Source organism: uncultured Thiodictyon sp. (assembly GCA_903837595.1).
Classification (GTDB): domain Bacteria; phylum Pseudomonadota; class Gammaproteobacteria; order Chromatiales; family Chromatiaceae; genus Thiodictyon.
In genome coordinates this window covers 1-17,565 of the sequence record CAILVI010000392.1, presented here as the reverse complement: position 1 = coordinate 17,565, position 17,565 = coordinate 1, and the positions used below count along the sequence as shown (strand labels likewise).

Annotated in this window: 10 protein-coding genes; 5 read left to right on the top strand and 5 right to left on the bottom strand. The window is 67.5% G+C overall.

Annotation, left to right across the window (positions count from 1 at the left end; genetic code table 11):
* From QZY44_RS23555 to rsmD, 4 genes are all read left to right on the top strand, one after another.
* Positions 1–1,594: hypothetical protein (locus QZY44_RS23555; protein WP_295453649.1), on the top strand; the 1,594-nt coding region annotated here is incomplete at its 5' end.
* 271 nt (positions 1,595–1,865) lie between these two features.
* Positions 1,866–3,263 (top strand): pitrilysin family protein, encoded by a 1,398-nt coding sequence (locus QZY44_RS23550; RefSeq protein WP_295453644.1) that lies wholly within the window; start codon positions 1,866–1,868, stop codon positions 3,261–3,263.
* Complete coding sequence (locus tag QZY44_RS23545; RefSeq protein WP_295453642.1) at positions 3,253–4,608, top strand: pitrilysin family protein; 1,356 nt, start codon at positions 3,253–3,255, stop codon at positions 4,606–4,608. The genes QZY44_RS23550 and QZY44_RS23545 overlap by 11 nt, the downstream gene beginning before the upstream one ends.
* The gene (gene rsmD / locus QZY44_RS23540; RefSeq protein ID WP_295453639.1) at positions 4,595–5,200 is read left to right on the top strand and encodes a 16S rRNA (guanine(966)-N(2))-methyltransferase RsmD; all 606 of its coding nucleotides are present in this window, start codon (positions 4,595–4,597) and stop codon (positions 5,198–5,200) included. Before QZY44_RS23545 ends, rsmD begins: the two co-directional genes overlap by 14 nt.
* Positions 5,201–5,298: 98 nt before the next feature.
* Here the strand turns inward: rsmD and QZY44_RS23535 are convergent, their stop codons facing one another.
* The 3 genes from QZY44_RS23535 to QZY44_RS23525 all read right to left on the bottom strand — a co-directional run bounded on the left by QZY44_RS23535 (position 5,299) and on the right by QZY44_RS23525 (position 10,692).
* Entirely contained in the window at positions 5,299–5,550 is a 252-nt protein-coding gene (locus QZY44_RS23535; RefSeq protein WP_295453636.1) for a hypothetical protein, read from the bottom strand.
* A 394-nt stretch (positions 5,551–5,944) separates the two neighbouring features.
* Positions 5,945–9,442, bottom strand: a complete 3,498-nt coding sequence (locus QZY44_RS23530; RefSeq protein WP_295453631.1) for a YhaN family protein — start codon at positions 9,440–9,442, stop codon at positions 5,945–5,947.
* On the bottom strand, positions 9,439–10,692 hold the full coding sequence (locus tag QZY44_RS23525; protein WP_295453624.1) for a DNA repair exonuclease: 1,254 nt from the start codon (positions 10,690–10,692) through the stop codon (positions 9,439–9,441). The genes QZY44_RS23530 and QZY44_RS23525 overlap by 4 nt, the downstream gene beginning before the upstream one ends.
* Before the next feature lie 185 nt (positions 10,693–10,877).
* Here QZY44_RS23525 and QZY44_RS23520 point away from each other — a divergent pair, with 185 nt between their 5' ends.
* The gene (locus QZY44_RS23520; protein ID WP_295453619.1) at positions 10,878–13,151 is read left to right on the top strand and encodes an NADP-dependent malic enzyme; all 2,274 of its coding nucleotides are present in this window, start codon (positions 10,878–10,880) and stop codon (positions 13,149–13,151) included.
* Between the two features lie 925 nt (positions 13,152–14,076).
* Here the strand turns inward: QZY44_RS23520 and QZY44_RS23515 are convergent.
* Both QZY44_RS23515 and QZY44_RS23510 read right to left on the bottom strand, forming a co-directional pair.
* A complete protein-coding gene (locus tag QZY44_RS23515) occupies positions 14,077–15,687 on the bottom strand; it encodes an ATP-binding protein (RefSeq protein WP_295453615.1) in 1,611 nt (536 codons plus the stop codon).
* On the bottom strand, positions 15,684–17,565 hold a 1,882-nt coding region (locus QZY44_RS23510; RefSeq protein WP_295453611.1), incomplete at its 5' end, for a HAMP domain-containing protein. The genes QZY44_RS23515 and QZY44_RS23510, both read right to left, overlap by 4 nt.

The window sequence follows — 17,565 nt, the reverse complement described above, 5'->3', positions numbered from 1 at the left end:
GGCAGACGCGGCGCAGTCGCAGCCACTGGAAGAGACCATGCTGCAGAGCACACGCGAACTGGTCGACCAGGTGCTGGCCTGGAGAGGTAACCCAAGCAATCGTGGGCGCTGGGGCGCGGAAGTCCAGACGACCCTGGAAACCAACCGGAACCTGTCCTTGCCGCTGCTGCGGCTGCTGTTGACCCACTATGCCCCCGCCGGGCGGAAGCACACCCCGCTGGCTGGTTACGACGCGTGCCTGGCACTGCTGGGCGCATCCTTGAGGCGGCTGCGCTTGGAGACCGAGCGGCGCTGGCCCTGGGCCATCGCACTGTGCGAACAGGTTCAGACCGAGATGGCCCAGCTCGGCTTCGTGCCGGAGATGGACTCCAGGGTGCAGGACGATCTGTTGCGTGCCCTCTACGATGCCAAGCTGGAGATGACCCTGCTCATGCACGAGCGGGCGTTGGCGATCCAGGACCATTATGCCCGTTTCGGCGCCGCCCATGGGGGGCACGACCTGAACCACCTGCTGGAGCGGATGCGCCGGGACCTGGATACCGACGACGCGTTCAGACACCTGGACCCGGTGCTGGCACACTTGTCCCCCTTGCCGGGCGAGACGCTGGTGCGCACCGTCGCCGGGATGATGGTCAATCCGCAGCCGATCGGCAAGGAACTGGCGATGCTCCTGTTGCTGCAACCCGATGTCCGGGTGCGCCGGACCTTGGCCGAACGGTTCCGCAGCGGCGGTGGGGTCGCGCGGCTGACCCAGCGCGGCCTGCGCCGACTGATCGGGTTGCGCAATTGGCTGCCCGCCGACGAGCGGCCCGCGGTGGATGAGCTGATCAAGGTCGTGCGGCGGGCCGGGGTCGTCAGTGCACCCTTGCCCCAGGTCCAGCCGGCCGCCTTCTATGCCTCGCCCTTCGACGGTTGGGGTGGGTACAGGCTCTGGGCCTTCGTCAAGGATGGACAGCACCATCGGATGGGCGCCGTGCTGATCCGACAGGGGTTGGGCGTCGTGGAAATATCATGGCAGAACGGACTGACCAAGGACGCCATGGACGAGGAGGTCCGGAACCTGATCGCCGACTCGGCGATCGCGGTAGACCCGGACTTTGTGCCCCGGGCGATCGCCCATTTCATCGCGGTCGGCCTGGACCAAGGTTACCCCCCGCCGCCCCACCTGCTGGAACTCAACGAACTGGTGGGTGGCGACTATTGGAAGCCCGCGGCGGTCGACCCGGCAGCCGCGATCGCGGCACTGACCGCGACCGACCCCGCGGCCTTCACCCCGGAGCGCGTCGCCGCTGCCTTCGCCGCCGCGGACACATGGCCGCAAGAGCAGGGCTTCGCCGGGGACTGGATCGAGGAGGGCGCCGCCGTCAACCAGCTGCTGCTGACCGAAGTGGGTCCGCCGGCACACTGGGTGGAGCAGTTGTCGCTCGCCGCCGCCGTCATCACGATCGGCGTCATGGAGCACAAACGCGACCTCTGGATCGAGCGACTGTTGTGGGAGGCGCTGCGCGCGCGCCGCCCGCGACAGGTCCCCCGTACCCTGGCAGGATTTTCTGATCCTGGCCAGGGCGCTGCACGAGGGCGTGGCGCTGAGTGAGGTCCCGCTGACGATGCAGGTCGCGCTGCGCTCGGTCGAGCGCGCCCAGCAGCGGGCGCAAGGCGGCTAGCGCGCTAATCCATGAAAGTCTGGCCGTGCCGCGGTGGGAGCGGCTTTAGCCGCGACGCGACCTCGCAAGCTCCCTGGCCTCGTCGCGGCTGAAGCCGCTCCCACCCATGCCTTGCATGACCAAATTGTCATGCCCAAGACTGGCAGGACAGGGGCGCTGCCCCCATCATGGGGGCCATTGCCGCGAGACACCGGAAACCCCATGCAACGACGATCACCCCTCCTCGCCTTGCCCCTGCTGCTGGCCCTGCCGCTGGCGGCCCCAGCCTTCGCTGCTGACCCGCCAAAGGTCTTCGAGCGCCAGCTCGGCAACGGACTCAAGGTCCTGGTCAAGCCCGACCACCGCGCCCCCGTGCTCACCTCCCAGGTCTGGTACAAGGTGGGCTCAAGCTACGAGTACGGCGGCATCACCGGCGTCTCGCACCTGCTTGAACACATGATGTTCAAGGGCACCAAGGCCCACCAGGCCGGTGAGTTCTCGCGCATCGTGGCGGAGAACGGCGGGGAGGACAACGCCTTCACCGGTGCCGACTACACCGCCTATTTCCAGAACCTGGCAGCCGATCGACTGGCGGTCTCCTTCGAGTTGGAGGCCGACCGGATGCGCAACCTGCTGCTCAACCCGGACGACTTCACCAAGGAGCGCGAGGTGGTCACGGAGGAGCGGCGCATGCGCACCGACGACGACCCCCAGGCACTCACCGATGAGCAGTTCGACGCGGTCGCCTTTGCCGCCTCACCCTACCGCAACCCGACCATCGGCTGGGCCGGCGACCTGGAACAGCTCAAAGTGACGGATCTGCGCGAGTGGTACCGACTCTGGTATGCACCCAACAATGCCACCCTGGTGGTGGCCGGCGACGTAGACCCGGAGCAGGTCTTTGCCCTGGCCGAGCAGTATTTCGGGCCGCTCAAGGCCGAGACCGTGGCCCCGCCCAAGAGCCAGGCCGAACCCGAGCAACTGGGGGAGAAACGCCTCACAGTCAAAGCGCCAGCGCAGGAGCCCTACCTGTTGATGGGCTACAAGACACCGAACATCGCCGCGGCCGCCGAGCCCTGGGAACCCTATGCACTGGAGGTCCTGTCCTCGGTCCTGGACGGGGGCAGCAGCGCGCGCCTGGAGCGGGAACTGGTGCGGGGCAGAGAAATCGCCTCCTCCGCCGGCGCCTCCTACAGCGCCTTCGGCCGACTGGCCGGCCTTTTCCAACTCTCCGGCGTGCCGGCCAAGGGTCACGACATCCCGGCACTGGAGCAGGCACTGCGCGCTCAAGTTGAGCGGCTTCAGAAGGAGCCGGTGGACGCCGCGGAGCTCGCGCGCATCCGCACCCAGTTGACCGCCAACAAGGTCTATGAGCAGGACTCGGTCTTCAACCAGGCCATGAAGCTGGGCATACTGGAGACGGTCGGCCTCGGCTGGCCGCTGACCGACCAATATGTGGACCGCCTGGCCGCGGTGACCCCGGAGCAGGTCCAGGCGGTGGCCCGCAAATACCTGATCCCGGACCACCTGACGGTGGCGATCCTCGACCCCCAGCCGCTGGACGGCAAACAACCGAAGAAGGCCCCGGCGGGGCTGGGAGGACACGGCAATGTGCGCTGAGACCCGTCACACGCGCTTGCGCTCCACGCTGGGCGCCGCCCTGCTACTGCTCGCAGCCGTCGCCCAGGCCACCCCCAAGATCGAGACCTGGCAGACGGCCAACGGCGCCCGGGTGCTGTTCGTGGCCGCGCCGCAACTGCCGATGGTCGACGTGCGCGTGGTGTTCGACGCCGGCAGTGCGCGCGACGCCGAGCACCCGGGGCTCGCCTCATTCACCGCCGATATGTTGAACGAGGGCGCCCGCGACTGGAACGCCGACACCATCGCCGAGCGCCTGGAGAACGTGGGGGCCAAACTGACCGCCGCGGCCGATCGCGACATGACCTCCGTGGGGATGCGCAGCCTCACCCAGGAACCCGCGCTCACGACCGCGCTGGAAACCCTGGCCGGGGTGCTGACGACCCCGACCTTCCCCGCCGATGCCTTGGAACGCAACCGCGAGAATACCTTGATCGGCCTGCGTCAGGAGCAGGAGCAACCCGCCAAGGTCGCCTCCAAGGCGCTGATGCAAAAGGTTTTCGGCACGCATCCCTACGCCTCGGACCCGAACGGCACCGAGGAATCAGTCCACTCACTGAGCGCGGCGGATCTCAAGGCCTTCCATGACCGCTATTACACCGGCGCCAACGCGGTGGTCGCCATCGTCGGCGCACTGGATCGCCCGGCCGCCACCGCGCTGGCGGAACGGGTGGTCGGCGGCCTGCCGACCGGAGAGCGGGCGGCGCCGCTGCCGCCAGTGGCGCCGCTCACGGCCGCCACGCTGGAGCAGATCCCCTTCCCCGCCAGCCAGACCACCGTGGTGGCCGGTCAGCCGGGCATGGCCCGCGGCGATCCGGACTATTTCGCGCTCTATCTGGGTAACCACATCCTGGGCGGAAGCGGACTGGTCTCGCTGCTGATGGATGAGGTCCGGGAGAAACGCGGGCTGTCCTACAACACCTACAGCTACTTCCTGCCGCTGGCCCAGCCAGGCCCCTTCCTGATGGGGCTCCAGACCAAGAACGCCCAGGCCGAGCAGGCACGCACCGTCATGATCGACACCCTCAAGCACTTCGCCGCCGAGGGTCCGACCGCGGCACAACTCACGGCCGCCAAGAAGAATGTGACCGGCGGCTTCCCGCTGCGCATCGCCGAGAACTCAGAGATCATCCCATATCTCTCGGTGATCGGCTTCTATGGGCTGCCGCTCGACTACCTGGACCGCTTCACCGACCGCATCAAGGCCGTCACGGCCGAGCAGGTCCGTGACGCCTTCGGCCGGCGCGTCCACCCGGAGAGCCTCGCCACGGTCACCGTTGGGGGTGACGGAAAGTTCAAGCCCGCCGCCGCCAATGGCCCGGGCTAAGAACAGTAAGACCAGCAGCGGGACCAGACCCGGCCAACTGCGCATCATCGGCGGCCGCAACCGCGGTCGCCGACTGCCCATCCCGGACCAGGCGGGCCTGCGCCCGACGGCGGACCGGGTCCGCGAGACCCTGTTCAACTGGCTGGCCCCGGTGATGCCGGGTGCGCGCTGTCTGGATCTGTTCGCCGGCAGCGGCGCACTGGGGCTGGAGGCCGATTCCCGCGGTGCCGGGGCGGTCGTCCTGGTGGAGTGCAACGCCTTGGTGGCCCGGCAACTGCTGGCCAACGTACGGACACTCGGGGCCGAAGGCGTCACGGTGATTGCGGCCGATGCACTCACCTGGCTCGCCGGGCCGGTGAGTCCATTCAACCTGGTCTTCCTTGACCCGCCCTTTGCCGACGGGCTGCTGGGGCCGGCCTGCGCCCTGTTGGCCGGTCGTGGCTGGCTGGCCCCGGGCGCCCGGGTCTATCTGGAGACGGGTGATCACGGCGGCTTCCCGACCCTTCCCGACGGGTGGGAATTGATCCGCGAACAGACAGCGGGGCAGGTGCGGTACGGGTTGGTCCTGGTTCCGGCGCCCGGCGGGACTTGAGTGCGTCGCGGCCTGCTGATTACTCGACTGTCGGCGAGCGGCCCCCGGATTGCGCTGCGCTCCATCCGGACTACGTAGGGGTCGCAGGGAATAGGCGGCTACCTGGATCGGCTATGCCACAAAAACAGCAGCACCGCTACGCCCGTCATCACACCAAGCCATAGGCGCCACGGCCCATTGACCAAAGGCCAGAGGATCGCGCTCAGCACGGTGAGGATCAGAACCAGCAGTGGCATTTCATATAAATAACCCAGATGCCGTTTCCTTGATGCCCTGGCCGTTGCTCGAATAGCCGAAGCAGCCTTGAGTGCCGGATCGATGTGCTCGGCGCGGTTCGCTGCTTCGTTCATGCTGACGTTTCTCCCCTCGTGACACCGTTCAAACGCTATCAAGCATACTCAAACTTGAAACCGCTGAGGAAGAGCGCCATTTCAGCGCAACCATGGAGGCCATGCGTTATCGCCATTTCCGCTGCTAGATTGATATATCTGTTTGTACCTCGATATTCTTGAATGCCTGCTCAAAGGTTCGTCCGAGGTCGTATGCGACTGCTGCCACGTATGCTCCAGTTTGCTGCGTTTACCAAATCCTTATTCCCACGCGCCGCGTGGGAATGCATCCGCGCCGCGCCGCGGTGCGAAGGGGCGCGACGCGCCCGAAATGGATTTCCACGCGCCGCGTGGGAACCGGGCCAAGAACGACAGGATATGGATGTAGGGGCGGGTTTCAAACCCGCCCCTACGGTTAGAGCGTGTGGACCATGAGCCCCTGCTCGCCCAGGGTGTCTTGCGCCAGGTCGATCAGGTGGCGGTGGTGGGTGAAGAGCATCACCTGCCCACCCGCGGCAAATTGCGCGAGCGCCCGCAGGCAGTGGGCGGCGCGGGTGTCGTCCGAGGTCACCAGTACGTCGTCCAGGATCAACGGCAGTTGGGGGTGGGAGGCACGGCGCAACTCCAGTGCCGCCAGGCGCAGCGCCAGATAGAGCTGGTCGGCGGTCCCCTCGCTCAAGGCCTCGACGCCGAGTGCGGCCCCGTCCTCCCGCTCGGCGCGCAGGACGACCCGATCGTTGCTCTCATCCGCCGTAAGGCGAACAAAACGCCCACCGGTCATCAGCGAAAAATAGGTGGAGGCCAGCGCGACCATGGGCGCCTGGGCACGGCTGCGGAACCGCTCCAGTGCCTGGGCGAGTAGTGCATGGGCGAGCTTCAGCCGCGCCCAGGGCCGGATGGCACCACGGTAGCGGGCGGCGGCGCACTCCATCGCCTCGCGCGCACGCGCCGCCTGGTCCGAGGCGTCGATGGCCTCCAGCGCCTGGCGCGCCGCGACTTCGGCCTGACGGGCCCTGGCCTGTTCTTGTTCCAGGCGCGCAATCTCGCCCTGGCAGCGCTCGCGTTCGGCGTCGATGGCGATGCCGTCCTGGTCATTCAGGACCGCGCGCAACTCGGCCTCGGGCCGGGGCGAGGCCAGGGCCAACTGCTCGCGCAGCCGCTGCTGCGTTGCGCGCATCAGGCGTTTGCGCCCGGCGCCCTCCTCAATGGTCGGCAGTTGCGCGACCTCAGTCGCGCCAGCCTGGCTGCACAGGCGCTCCAGGATGGCGGCCTGCGCATCCTGCACCGCGGCAGCCTGCTGCCGGGTTTCCAGTGCCCGGGCGCGGTCACGGGTGAGCGCGCGACGTTGGTTTTCCTGGTCACGGGCGTCGGCGAGCCGCTGCTTGAGGCGATCGGCGTAGTCCTCCGGCAGTCCCGGCGCGGACTCGGCCAAGACGGCGGCTAGACCCGCCGCCTGGGCCGCGAAGTCGTCCACCAGGGCCAGGTGTTCGGCTTGGTGTCGCTGCGCGTCCATGAGCTCGGCGCACTGGCGCCCCAATGCGTCCAACTCGGTGAGGCGTGCCTTGAGTGCCTCGGGGGGGCTGTCTGAGGCCAGCCGCAGCCGGTCATACCAGCGCTGCAAGGCCACGCCGTGCCGATCGAGGTCGGCCGCGGCGGCGCCGATCAGCCCGGCGACCTTCTCCGACTCCAACTGGCGCTGGCGCGCGGCTTTGAGTCGACTCTCGTGCTGCACCTCGGCCTTGGTCGCACCCTTGTCCCACAGCTCGGCACGCTGGATCAACGCTGGGAGCTCCGTGCCCTGGGCGCCCTGTCCGGCCGTCTGAAGGGCCGCGACCAGGGCCGCGCGGGCGCCCTCCAGGTCGGCGCGCCATTGGTCGCGCTCGGCCTGTGCCTGTGCCAACCGGTCCGCACCATCCAGCGCGCTCTGGCGCGCGGCCTGCCATTCCAGCAGGGCATCGGGGTCCAAGTCCGGCAATTGGGCCTGCGCCAGGCGCGCCGACCAGCCGGCGAGCAGGTCCTGGCGGCGGGCCACCGTAGCGGCCAGCTCCGCGGCAATCTCCCCGCGCCGCCGGTCCATGTCCGCAATCCGTCCGACACACTCTTCATAGGTGGCGGCGCGCGCCGCGTCGGCACGCAGCAGGTCGGCCTGGCGGTCGGCCTGGTCCTGGGCGGCCTCGAAGGCCTCCGGCAACGCCCGGTCGGAATCGAAGGCCGGGCCGAGTTCGGCGGCATCCGCGCTGCGTTCGATATAGGCCTGGCGGATCAGCCCCCATGCCTGGTTGCGGTGCTCGCGGGCCTGGCGCAGTGTGGTCGCGGTGACGACCTCCCCGGCGGCGGTGAGCTCACGTTGGCGCCGCCGCTGCAGGTCCATATCCTGGATCAGCCGACTGTCCTCCTGGCGTAGCGTGGACTCCGCCTGGTCGAGTCTGGTGCGTTCCTCACGCGCCTGCGCAATGGCCGTCGTCAACTGTGGGCGGGCGTGGCGCAGTGCGTCGACGCCGCCCGCGCCCAGGTCGGCCAGGGCCTGGGTCAGGTGGGCCGCGAGCGCGGCGATGCGCTGGTCCAGGTCGGCACCGTGGCGGCTCAGGTCCCCCAGCCCCTGGGCCTGGCGCAGTGCAAGCGCCACCGCCTCCCGCGTCTGGGCCTCCGGCGGAGGTGGACCCTGCTCCTGCTGCTGTGACTGCCCGAGTTCCACGGCCCGTTCGCGCAGACCGGCCAGGCGCTCGCCCAGGCGGGCGATGGCCTCCAGGTGTCCGTCCAGGGTGATGCGGTCGGCGGCCGCGGGCGCGGCCTTGACCAGGTCGGCCGGCGACTGACCCGGGGCAATCTGCTCGCCACGCGCGTTGAGCTCCAGGGCAATCTGTGCGCCGCGGGCGGCCTCCCGGCGCGTCTCCACCCGGCTCTGTGCCGCGGTTTCCACCCGGGCGGCCAGGCGCTCGATCGCCTGGGCGTGCTCCAGCACGGGCGCCTCGATCCTCAGGCCCGCCAGGGCGCCGGCGCAGTGGCGCAATTCCAGCTCGGCGCCCTGCAGGTCCTGGCGGGCGCGGCCGAGTGACTGCTCGGCGGCCAGGCGTTCCTCCCGGGCGCGCTCGGGCAGGTCCGGGACCTGGCTCAAGGCGCTCAGTTCGGCCGCCGCCCGGTCGTGGTCGCTCAACAGGGGGGCGACGGTGCGTAGTTCGGTCAGTTCGTTCTCACGCCGACGCTGGGTCAACAGTGCCTGGTCGATCCCGGCCAGGGTCTCGCACGCGGCATCATGTGTGCGCTTGAGCGATTGCCAGTCGGCGGGCTTGATCAGCGCCTGTTTCCAACCGTGTCGTTGCTCATCGAACTGCCGCCTGGCGTCATTGATGGTGGCGTTCACCGCCCGGGGGCTGTAATAGTCCTTGGCGTCGGCCTCCAGGCGCGCCAGGACGGCCTTGATGTCGCGAGTGCCGGCACTGGCCTCGAAGAGTGCCGCACCCAGTTCGCCCTCGCCTTTCAACAGTCGGTCGCCACCGTCGCGCAGGCGCTGGTGATTGAGCCCGAACATGGACTCGAAGTCGGTCCGCGCGAGCCCCCCGGTGAGTGCCAGTTCCAGTTCCGCTCCGGCGTCGGGTGGCTCAGACGGGGCACCGGTGACGGGATCGAAGCGGGACAGGGTCAGACGGTTACCCTTGCGGCGCACCAGCCCAAGGATGCGACCCGCGTCGTCGAGAAAGACCCCGGCGATCCGCAATCGATCATATGGGTGGATGAATTTGTCCGGACTCTGCGCCGGGATACCGAAGCGCAGGTCGGTCATCGCGCGCAGCGCCGAGGACTTGCCGGCCTCGTTGGGTCCATAAATAAGGTGGAGCGCGCTCCGCCCGCTGAAATCGAGCGTGCAATCGGTGAATGGCCCGAAGGCGTGCAGCCGCAGTTGCAGGAGTCTCATGGCTGCGCTGCCGCCAGCCGCGCCAACACGGTCGCCTCGGCATCGCGCAACAGGTCGAGCAGGTCGGCGGTGCGATCGAGCCGCGGGACCTCATCCCCCGCCACCTCCGGGGGCAGTGCGTTGAGCAACCCGCCCAATTGGGTCTGCGCCAGGTCGGCCAGCGCGCCCGGGGAGCCGTGCAGTGCATCCACCAGCCGGACCAATTCCCCCATCGCGTCCTCCCGCCGGGCCATCTGCTCACGGTCCAGGGGCGGGGTCAGGTCCACGCGGACCTGTTCGATCCAGACCTCGGCCGCGGCAACATCCTGGGCGGCGGCGCGAATGTTGGCCTCCAGGGTGCCGGGGCGCTCCGCCTCCAGCGCATAGAGTCCGGTGCAGCCGGTCAGGGTCACACGCACCGCGTGCAGCAGGTCCCCGGCGCCCGCTAACCGCGGGACCAGAGCCTCACGGAAGGCCGCGCCCAAAGACTCCAACCGATCCATGCCGGTCAGGTCCAGCCGTAGCTGATCCCAGCGCACCAGAGCGAGCGGCACGCATTCGGCGGCGATGTGTCCCGCCTCTACCCGCACCAGTTCGCAGCCCTTGGGGCCGGTCTCGTTGGCGTGGCGGCCCTGTAGATTGCCGGGGAAGACGATGCGCGGCGTCTCGCGCACCAACTCACGGCAATGGACGTGGCCCAAGGCCCAGTAGTCATAGCCCTTGGCCACCAGGGTGTCGACGGTGGTGGGGGCATAGGTGTCGTGGCCGGGGCGCCCACTCAGGCTGGTGTGCAGCAGGCCGATGTTGAAAAGCCCCGGCACGGGTGGCGGATAGGCGGGCACCAGGTCCGCATCCTCGGCACGGTCACGGAAGCTGCGCCCGTGGATCGCCACCCCCAGGTCGTCCAGCCGAGCGGTGTGGGCGCTGCGACTGTCGAACACCGTCACATTGGGCGGGAGCACGAGCTTGCGTGAGATGACGCCTTGGGCGTCGTGATTGCCCTGGATCATGAAGACCCGGATGCCCGCCCGGTTCAAGCGGGCCAGCTGTTCGCGGAAGAAGAGCCCGGTGTGGAAGTCCTGCCAGTCGCCGTCATAGATGTCACCGGCCAGCAGCAAAAAGTCCACCGGCTGCGCCAGGGCCAGGTCGATCAGCCGCTCCAGGGCGCCGCGGGTGGCGGTGCGCAGGCGCTGCACTGGAGCACCCTCATAGCGGGCCAAACCCCGCAAGGGGCTGTCGAGGTGCAGATCGGCGGCATGGATAAAGCGCATTGGATCAACATAAGCGCAAACGCCCAGTGGGGGCAAGGGCGCCACGGCGCCTGGCTCCGCGCAGCATCCGCCACCGGGGCAACCCTGGGCCGGCGCGCGCCCGTCCCGGCGGTTGCCGAAGCCGCGTGCGGGCCGCACAATGGCCGGCTTGCGCATGCCACGAAAGCCCCCTTGAGAGCCCCACTATGTCGGATGATCTGAGACAGGACGCGCTGGCGTACCACCTTTACCCCAAACCCGGAAAACTCGAGATCAAGGCCACCAAGCCGCTCGCCAACCAGCGCGACCTGGCCCTGGCCTACTCCCCCGGGGTGGCCGTTGCCTGCGAGGAGATCGTCCGCGACCCACAGACCGCGGCACTCTATACCGCGCGGTCCAACCTGGTGGGGGTGATCACCAACGGCACCGCGGTGCTGGGCTTAGGCGCCATCGGCAGCCTGGCCAGCAAGCCGGTCATGGAAGGCAAAGCCGTGCTGTTCAAGAAGTTTGCCGACATCGACGTATTCGACATCGAGATCGAAGAGCGCGACCCGCAACAGTTCATCGAGACCGTCGCCCGCCTGGAGCCCACGTTCGGCGCGATCAATCTGGAGGACATCAAGGCCCCGGACTGCTTCATCATCGAGCAGGCGCTCCAGGAGCGCATGGGCATCCCGGTCTTCCACGACGACCAACACGGCACCGCCATCGTCGTCAGCGCGGCCATCTTGAACGGCCTGCGGGTGGTGGGCAAAGACATCGGGCGCGTGCGCCTCGTCACCGCCGGGGCCGGCGCCGCGGCCCTGGCCTGCCTGGGCCTGCTGGTGGAACTGGGGCTCAAGCTTGAGAACATCATGGTCACGGACATCGCGGGCGTCGTCTACCGCGGACGCCCCGAGGTGATGGACCCCTACAAGGACCGCTACGCGGTGGACACCGACCTGCGCACCCTGGAGCAGGCCATTGAGGGCGCCGACATCTTCCTGGGGCTGTCCGCGGCGGGCGTGCTCAAGCCCGAATGGCTGGCCCGGATGGCACAGCAGCCCATCATCATGGCGCTGGCCAACCCGACCCCGGAGATCATGCCGGATCTGGCCCGCGCCGCCCGACCCGATGCCATCATTGCCACCGGGCGCTCAGATTTCCCAAATCAAGTCAACAATGTACTGTGCTTTCCCTTCATCTTCCGCGGCGCCCTGGACTGCGGTGCGACCCGGATCAATAAGGCGATGGAGATCGCCTGCGTCCACGCCATCGCGGATCTGGCGATGGCTGAGCCGTCCGACATCGTGCGCGCGGCCTATGGCGGTCAGGGCCTGAGCTTCGGCCCCGAGTATCTGATCCCCCGCCCCTTCGATCCGCGCCTCATGGGCCACCTGGCCCCGGCCGTGGCGCAGGCGGCCATGGCGTCGGGGGTGGCGAGCCGGCCCATTGCGGACCTGGAGGCCTATCGGGATACCCTGACGCTGCGCGCCTTCCGCAGCGGTATGACCATGAAACCGGTGTTCGACCACGCCCGCCACGCACCACGGCGGCGGGTGGTGTTCGCCGAGGGCGAGCAGGAGCGCGTGCTGCAGGTCGCCCAGCAGGCGGTGAGCGAGGGCATTGCGCGGCCGATGCTGATCGGCCGGCCGGAACAGATCAGCCAGGGGTTGCAAGACCTGGGGCTCTCCATCCGCCCCGGACAGGACTTCGACCTGATCATCCCCTCCGAAAACGCGCGCTTCGACGTCCATTGCGCCGCCGTCTATGAGCGCGTCAAGCGGCGCGGTTATACCCTCACCGAGGTCCAGGAATATGTCCGCAAGTCACCCATCGTGCTCGCCGCCGCCGTGTTGCGCGCGGGCGATGCGGACGCCATGATCTGCGGCGTGGTCGGGCGTTACCTGCGGCACCTGGAGCACGTCGAGGCGATCATCGGCTGCGCCCCCGGGGTCCACCGGCTCACCGCCATGAACGCGGTCATCCTGGCCCAGGGACCGCTCTTTATCGCCGATACCTATGTGCAGGAGGACCCGAGCGCCGAGGACCTGGCGGAGATTACACGGCTGTGCGCCGCCCAGGTCGCCCGTTTCGGGATCGCGCCCAAGATCGCCCTCTGCTCACACTCCAACTTTGGCACCCGCCACACCCCCTCCGCCGAGAAGATGCACGAGGCCCTGCGACTGCTCCAGGAGACTAACCCGGAGTTGGAGGTGGAGGGCGAGATGCAACCCAACCTGGCCCTGGACCCCGAACTTCGCGAGCAACGTTTCCCCGGCTCCCGGCTCACCGGGCGCGCCAACCTGCTCATCATGCCCAACCAGGCCGCCGCCAATATCGCGCTCAACCTCATCCGCTCACTGGACGGCACCGGCGGCGGCATCAATGTCGGCCCGATGCTGCTCGGCGCCGACCGCCCGGCCCACATCGTCAGCACCAGCATCTCGGTGCGCGGGCTGCTCAACATGACCGCCTTGGCGGCGGTGCAGGCGGGGTGAGGTCCCGCCTCTCGCCGCACGGCGCCGAGACCGGGCAAGTGGGCGCGGTCAACGCCGGCGCCGTCAGGCGGCGCCTGGGAGCGCCGACATGCTGTCAGAACCAAATCGCGTCACCTGTTGACGACACTCTTGGTCACACTGACATAGATGCGTGCGCAAGCTGCTGTTTTTCTTTCTCTCACGAATTGGCACGAAGAGTGCTTTAACCTAAGCGAGAGAGAAGAAAGGCAACGCCGAAGGACGCACAGCGACGACGGGCCAAAGAGCCCGCAAGCACACAACGAAGACACAGCTAGGGTCAAGCACGCACGATAAAGAACTGACCGTCGAAGCGACGCACAGAATCGCCCGAGACGGGAATGAGTGTAAGACAATAAGACAAGTGGCCGAACCAGGCACACTTGAGAGCACAGCAGGGGCCGCAGGACTGGCCGGGCGCGTTGACATAATAAGGCCGCGAAGCGACGCACCATTCGCGACAGAACGACCGCAGACACGCAGCATCAGGGAATCCGCAGCGCCATGGACGGCGGCGTACGATCAGTAGGGCCGGGAGGACGCTGACTTGCTCCATCAAGGACGCAAGTCAGCGTCCTATTTGCGTATCGCCCTTTCTCGAAATCACCCAGCCCACCTTAACAAGCGCTCCGCCATCGCCGCGGCGGGCATGCCTTTGCTATCCAAATGACCCGGCATCCCCCCCACTATCCCCCAATTTGGTTTGTTGCGCGCCCGGGCGGAAAGCCCACCGCAAACGCAATATTCTCTATTGAGAAAAATAGACATTCTCACATCCGACAAATCAGGTGCGTTTCCGACGCGGCCAGCTGAAGTGGTCTAGGCCTGAGGACCGTCGTGGCTGATTCTGGATATGCCGGCTGACTCGCCGCGAGTGGTAGCAGACACTCAGTTCGCTAGAGCTACTTTAACTACATTGTCTTGGTGATATTGACAGCCAGACCGCCGCAGCCACGGGGTCCGCGGCGTGTAAAATTGTCAAAACCGTTTTACAATCCGAGACCTGGTTCACAAAACCCTCACAGGGACCTTGAAAGATCGCGGAAACACGGGCTATCATCGCCGCGAGCCGGAAACAGGACACATTGTGGCGCCCTTCGACTGGGCTCAGGGCGTTCTGGCCACGGTCCGCGTCCGCCTCCGGTGAGCGGCTCATCGCGGCCACCGGCCGCTCCCACTGGGGCTCACCCCGACGGCCGCCGCCGCTGCGTTGCGGGACATAGAGCACGAACACGCTGCCCTCGCCTACCGCGCTGCGCGCGAGCCGCAGTTCGCCGCCCAGCAAAAGTGCAATCTCACGGCTGATGGAGAGCCCCAGTCCGGTGCCGCCGTACTTGCGGGCGGTGGAACCGTCGGCCCGCTGGAAGGCCTCGAAGACGATGCGCTGCTGGTCGGGGGCGATACCGATGCCGGTGTCCGTCACGGTGAAGGCAAAGACCGCGCCCGCCCGGTTCAGCTGGTCGCGCTCCGCGCTCAAGCCGGCGGCCGCGCGGTCCACCTGCACCGTCACCTGCCTCCGCTCGGTGAACTTAAAGGCATTGGAGAGCAGGTTCTTGATGACCTGCAGCAGCCGCTTGTCGTCCGTGTCCAGCGTCGGGGGCAGGTCGGGCGCCAGGGTGACGACAAAGCCGAGCCCCTTGCCCTGCGCCACATGGCGGAAGGTCCGGTCGCGCAGGGCCGCGAAGGCGACGGGCGCCAGCTCCAGCGAGACGGTGCCCGATTCGATCTTGGACAGGTCCAGGATCTCGTTGATCAGGGCCAGCAGGTCGTCGCCCGCCGAGTGGATGGTGCGGGCGTACTCCACCTCGCGCGGGTCCAGATGCTGGTGGGGATTGTCGGTGAGGTGCTGGGCGAGGATCAGCAGGCTGTTGAGCGGCGTGCGCAGCTCGTGCGACATATTGGAGAGGAACTCGGACTTGTATTTCGAGGACAGGGCCAGTTGCTCCGCCTTTTCCTCCACCGCGGCCTTGGCCTGCTCCACCTCGCGGTTCTTGGTCTCCACCTCCACCTTCTGCTCCTCCAGCAGGCGCGCCTTGTCCCCCAGCGCGTCGTTGGTATGGCGCAACTCCTCCTGCTGGCTCTGCAGCTCGTTGGCGAGCGATTGGGACTGCTTGAGCAGTTCCTCCGTGCGCATGTTGGCCTCGATGGTGTTCAGCACGATGCCGATGGACTCGGCGAGCTGATCGAGGAAGGCCTGGTGGGTGGCGGAATAGCGCTCGAAGGAGGCGAGTTCGATGATGGCCTTGACCCGGCCCTCGAACACGACCGGCAGGACCACGATGTTGAGCGGCCGGGCCTCGCCCAGCCCGGAGGTGATCTGCACATAGTCGTCCGGGACATTGGTGAGCAGGATGCGCTGCTTCTCGTAGGCACACTGACCGACCAACCCCTCGCCGATGCGCCATTCCTTGGCGATGTTCTTGCGCTCCTTGTAGGCATAGGAGGACAGCATCTTGAGCCGGGGCTCGCCGCCCTCGGGCTCGTCGAAGATATAGAAGACCCCGTGCTGGGCGCTCACCAACGGGGCGAGTTCGGAGAGCCGGTCTTGGAGACGGTGATGAGGTCACCCTGGCCCTGCGGGACGCGGGTGAGCTTGGCCAGATTGGTCTTGAGCCAGTCCTGCTCGGAGTTCTGGTTGGTGGTCTCGCGCAGATTGCGGATCATCTCGTTGACGTTGTCCTTGAGCTCCGCCACCTCGCCCTTAGCCTCCACCATGACCGACCGGGTGAGGTCGCCCTTGGTCACGGCGGTCGCCACGCCGGCGATGCTGCGCACCTGGCCGGTGAGGTTGGCGGCCATGAAGTTCACGTTGTCGGTCAGGTCCTTCCAGGTGCCGGACACCCCGCGCACCTGGGCCTGGCCGCCGAGCTTGCCCTCGGTGCCCACCTCGCGCGCGACGCGCGTCACCTCGGCGGCGAATGAGTTGAGCTGGTCCACCATGGTGTTGACGGTGTTCTTCAGCTCCAGGATCTCGCCCTTCACGTCCACCGTGACCTTCTTACCGAGGTCGCCGTTGGCCACGGCGGTGGTCACATCGGCGATGTTGCGCACCTGGCCGGTGAGGTTGGCGGCCAGCATGTTCACGTTTTGGGTCAGGTCCTTCCAGGTACCGGCCACCCCGGGCACCGCCGCCTGGCCGCCGAGCTTGCCGTCCACGCCCACCTCGCGCGCCATGCGCGTCACCTCGGAGGCGAAGGTGGACAGCTGATCCACCATGGTGTTGATGGTGTTCTTCACGTCGAGGATCTCGCCGCGCGCCTCGACCGTGATCTTCTTGCCCAGGTCGCCCTGGGCCACCGCGGTGGTCACCTCGGCGATGTTGCGGACCTGGCCGGTGAGGTTGGCGGCCAGCATGTTGACGTTCTCGGTCAGGTCCTTCCAGGTGCCGGCGACCCCCTTGACCTCCGCCTGGCCGCCGAGCTTGCCCTCATAGCCCCCCTCGCGCGCCACGCGGGTGACCTCAGATGCAAAGGTGGACAGCTGGTCCACCATGATGTTGATGGTGTCCTTGAGCTCCAGGATCTCGCCCTTGGCCTCCACCGTGATCTTCTTGCCGAGATCGCCCTGGGCGACCGCGGTCGTCACCTGGGCAATGTTGCGCACCTGGGCGGTGAGGTTGGCGGCCATGCCGTTCACGCCCTCGGTCAGGTCCTTCCAGGTGCCGCCCACACCCTTCACATCGGCCTGACCGCCGAGTTTGCCCTCGGTACCGACCTCGCGGGCGACACGCGTCACCTCCGAGGCGAAGGTGGAGAGTTGATCCACCATGATGTTGATGGTGCTCTTGAGCTCCTGGATCTCGCCCTTGGCCTCGACCGTGATCTTCTTGCCGAGATCCCCCTGGGCCACCGCGGTGGTCACCTGGGCGATGTTGCGGACCTGGCTGGTGAGGTTGGCGGCCATGAAGTTGACCGACTCGGTCAGGTCCTTCCAGGTGCCGGCCACGCCCGGCACCGCCGCCTGACCGCCGAGCTTGCCGTCGGTACCCACCTCGCGCGCCACGCGCGTCACCTCCGATGAGAAGGTGCCGAGCCGGTTGACCATGGCGTTGACCATGTCGGCGGATTTCAAGAACTGGCCCTCCAGCTTCTTGCCGTCCAGCTCCGCCGGGACGCTCTGCGACAGGTCGCCGGTGGAGACGGCGTTGATGACGCGCACCACCTCATTGAGCGGGCTCACCAGGTCCTCGATCAGGGTGTTACTGGAGTCCACCAATTTGGCCCAGGAGCCGTGCAGGTCGGCGATCGACAGACGCGCGTTGACCTTGCCGGCCTTGCCGACCACCTGCGAGACGCGCTCGAAATCGCCGGTGGTGCGCTCGGCCATGTCGATGATGTCGTTGAGCGTATCGGCGATTTTTCCGTGCACCCCGGTCCAGTCGTTGGGCATGCGCTGG

Bases quoted from the DNA above. Each gene is read 5' to 3' on its own strand.
- QZY44_RS23550 (WP_295453644.1), top strand. From the start codon at position 1,866: ATGCAACGACGATCACCCCTCCTCGCCTTGCCCCTGCTGCTGGCCCTG.
- QZY44_RS23545 (WP_295453642.1), top strand. From the start codon at position 3,253: ATGTGCGCTGAGACCCGTCACACGCGCTTGCGCTCCACGCTGGGCGCC.
- rsmD (WP_295453639.1), top strand. From the start codon at position 4,595: ATGGCCCGGGCTAAGAACAGTAAGACCAGCAGCGGGACCAGACCCGGC.
- QZY44_RS23535 (WP_295453636.1), bottom strand. From the start codon at position 5,550: ATGAACGAAGCAGCGAACCGCGCCGAGCACATCGATCCGGCACTCAAG.
- QZY44_RS23530 (WP_295453631.1), bottom strand. From the start codon at position 9,442: ATGAGACTCCTGCAACTGCGGCTGCACGCCTTCGGGCCATTCACCGAT.
- QZY44_RS23525 (WP_295453624.1), bottom strand. From the start codon at position 10,692: ATGCGCTTTATCCATGCCGCCGATCTGCACCTCGACAGCCCCTTGCGG.
- QZY44_RS23520 (WP_295453619.1), top strand. From the start codon at position 10,878: ATGTCGGATGATCTGAGACAGGACGCGCTGGCGTACCACCTTTACCCC.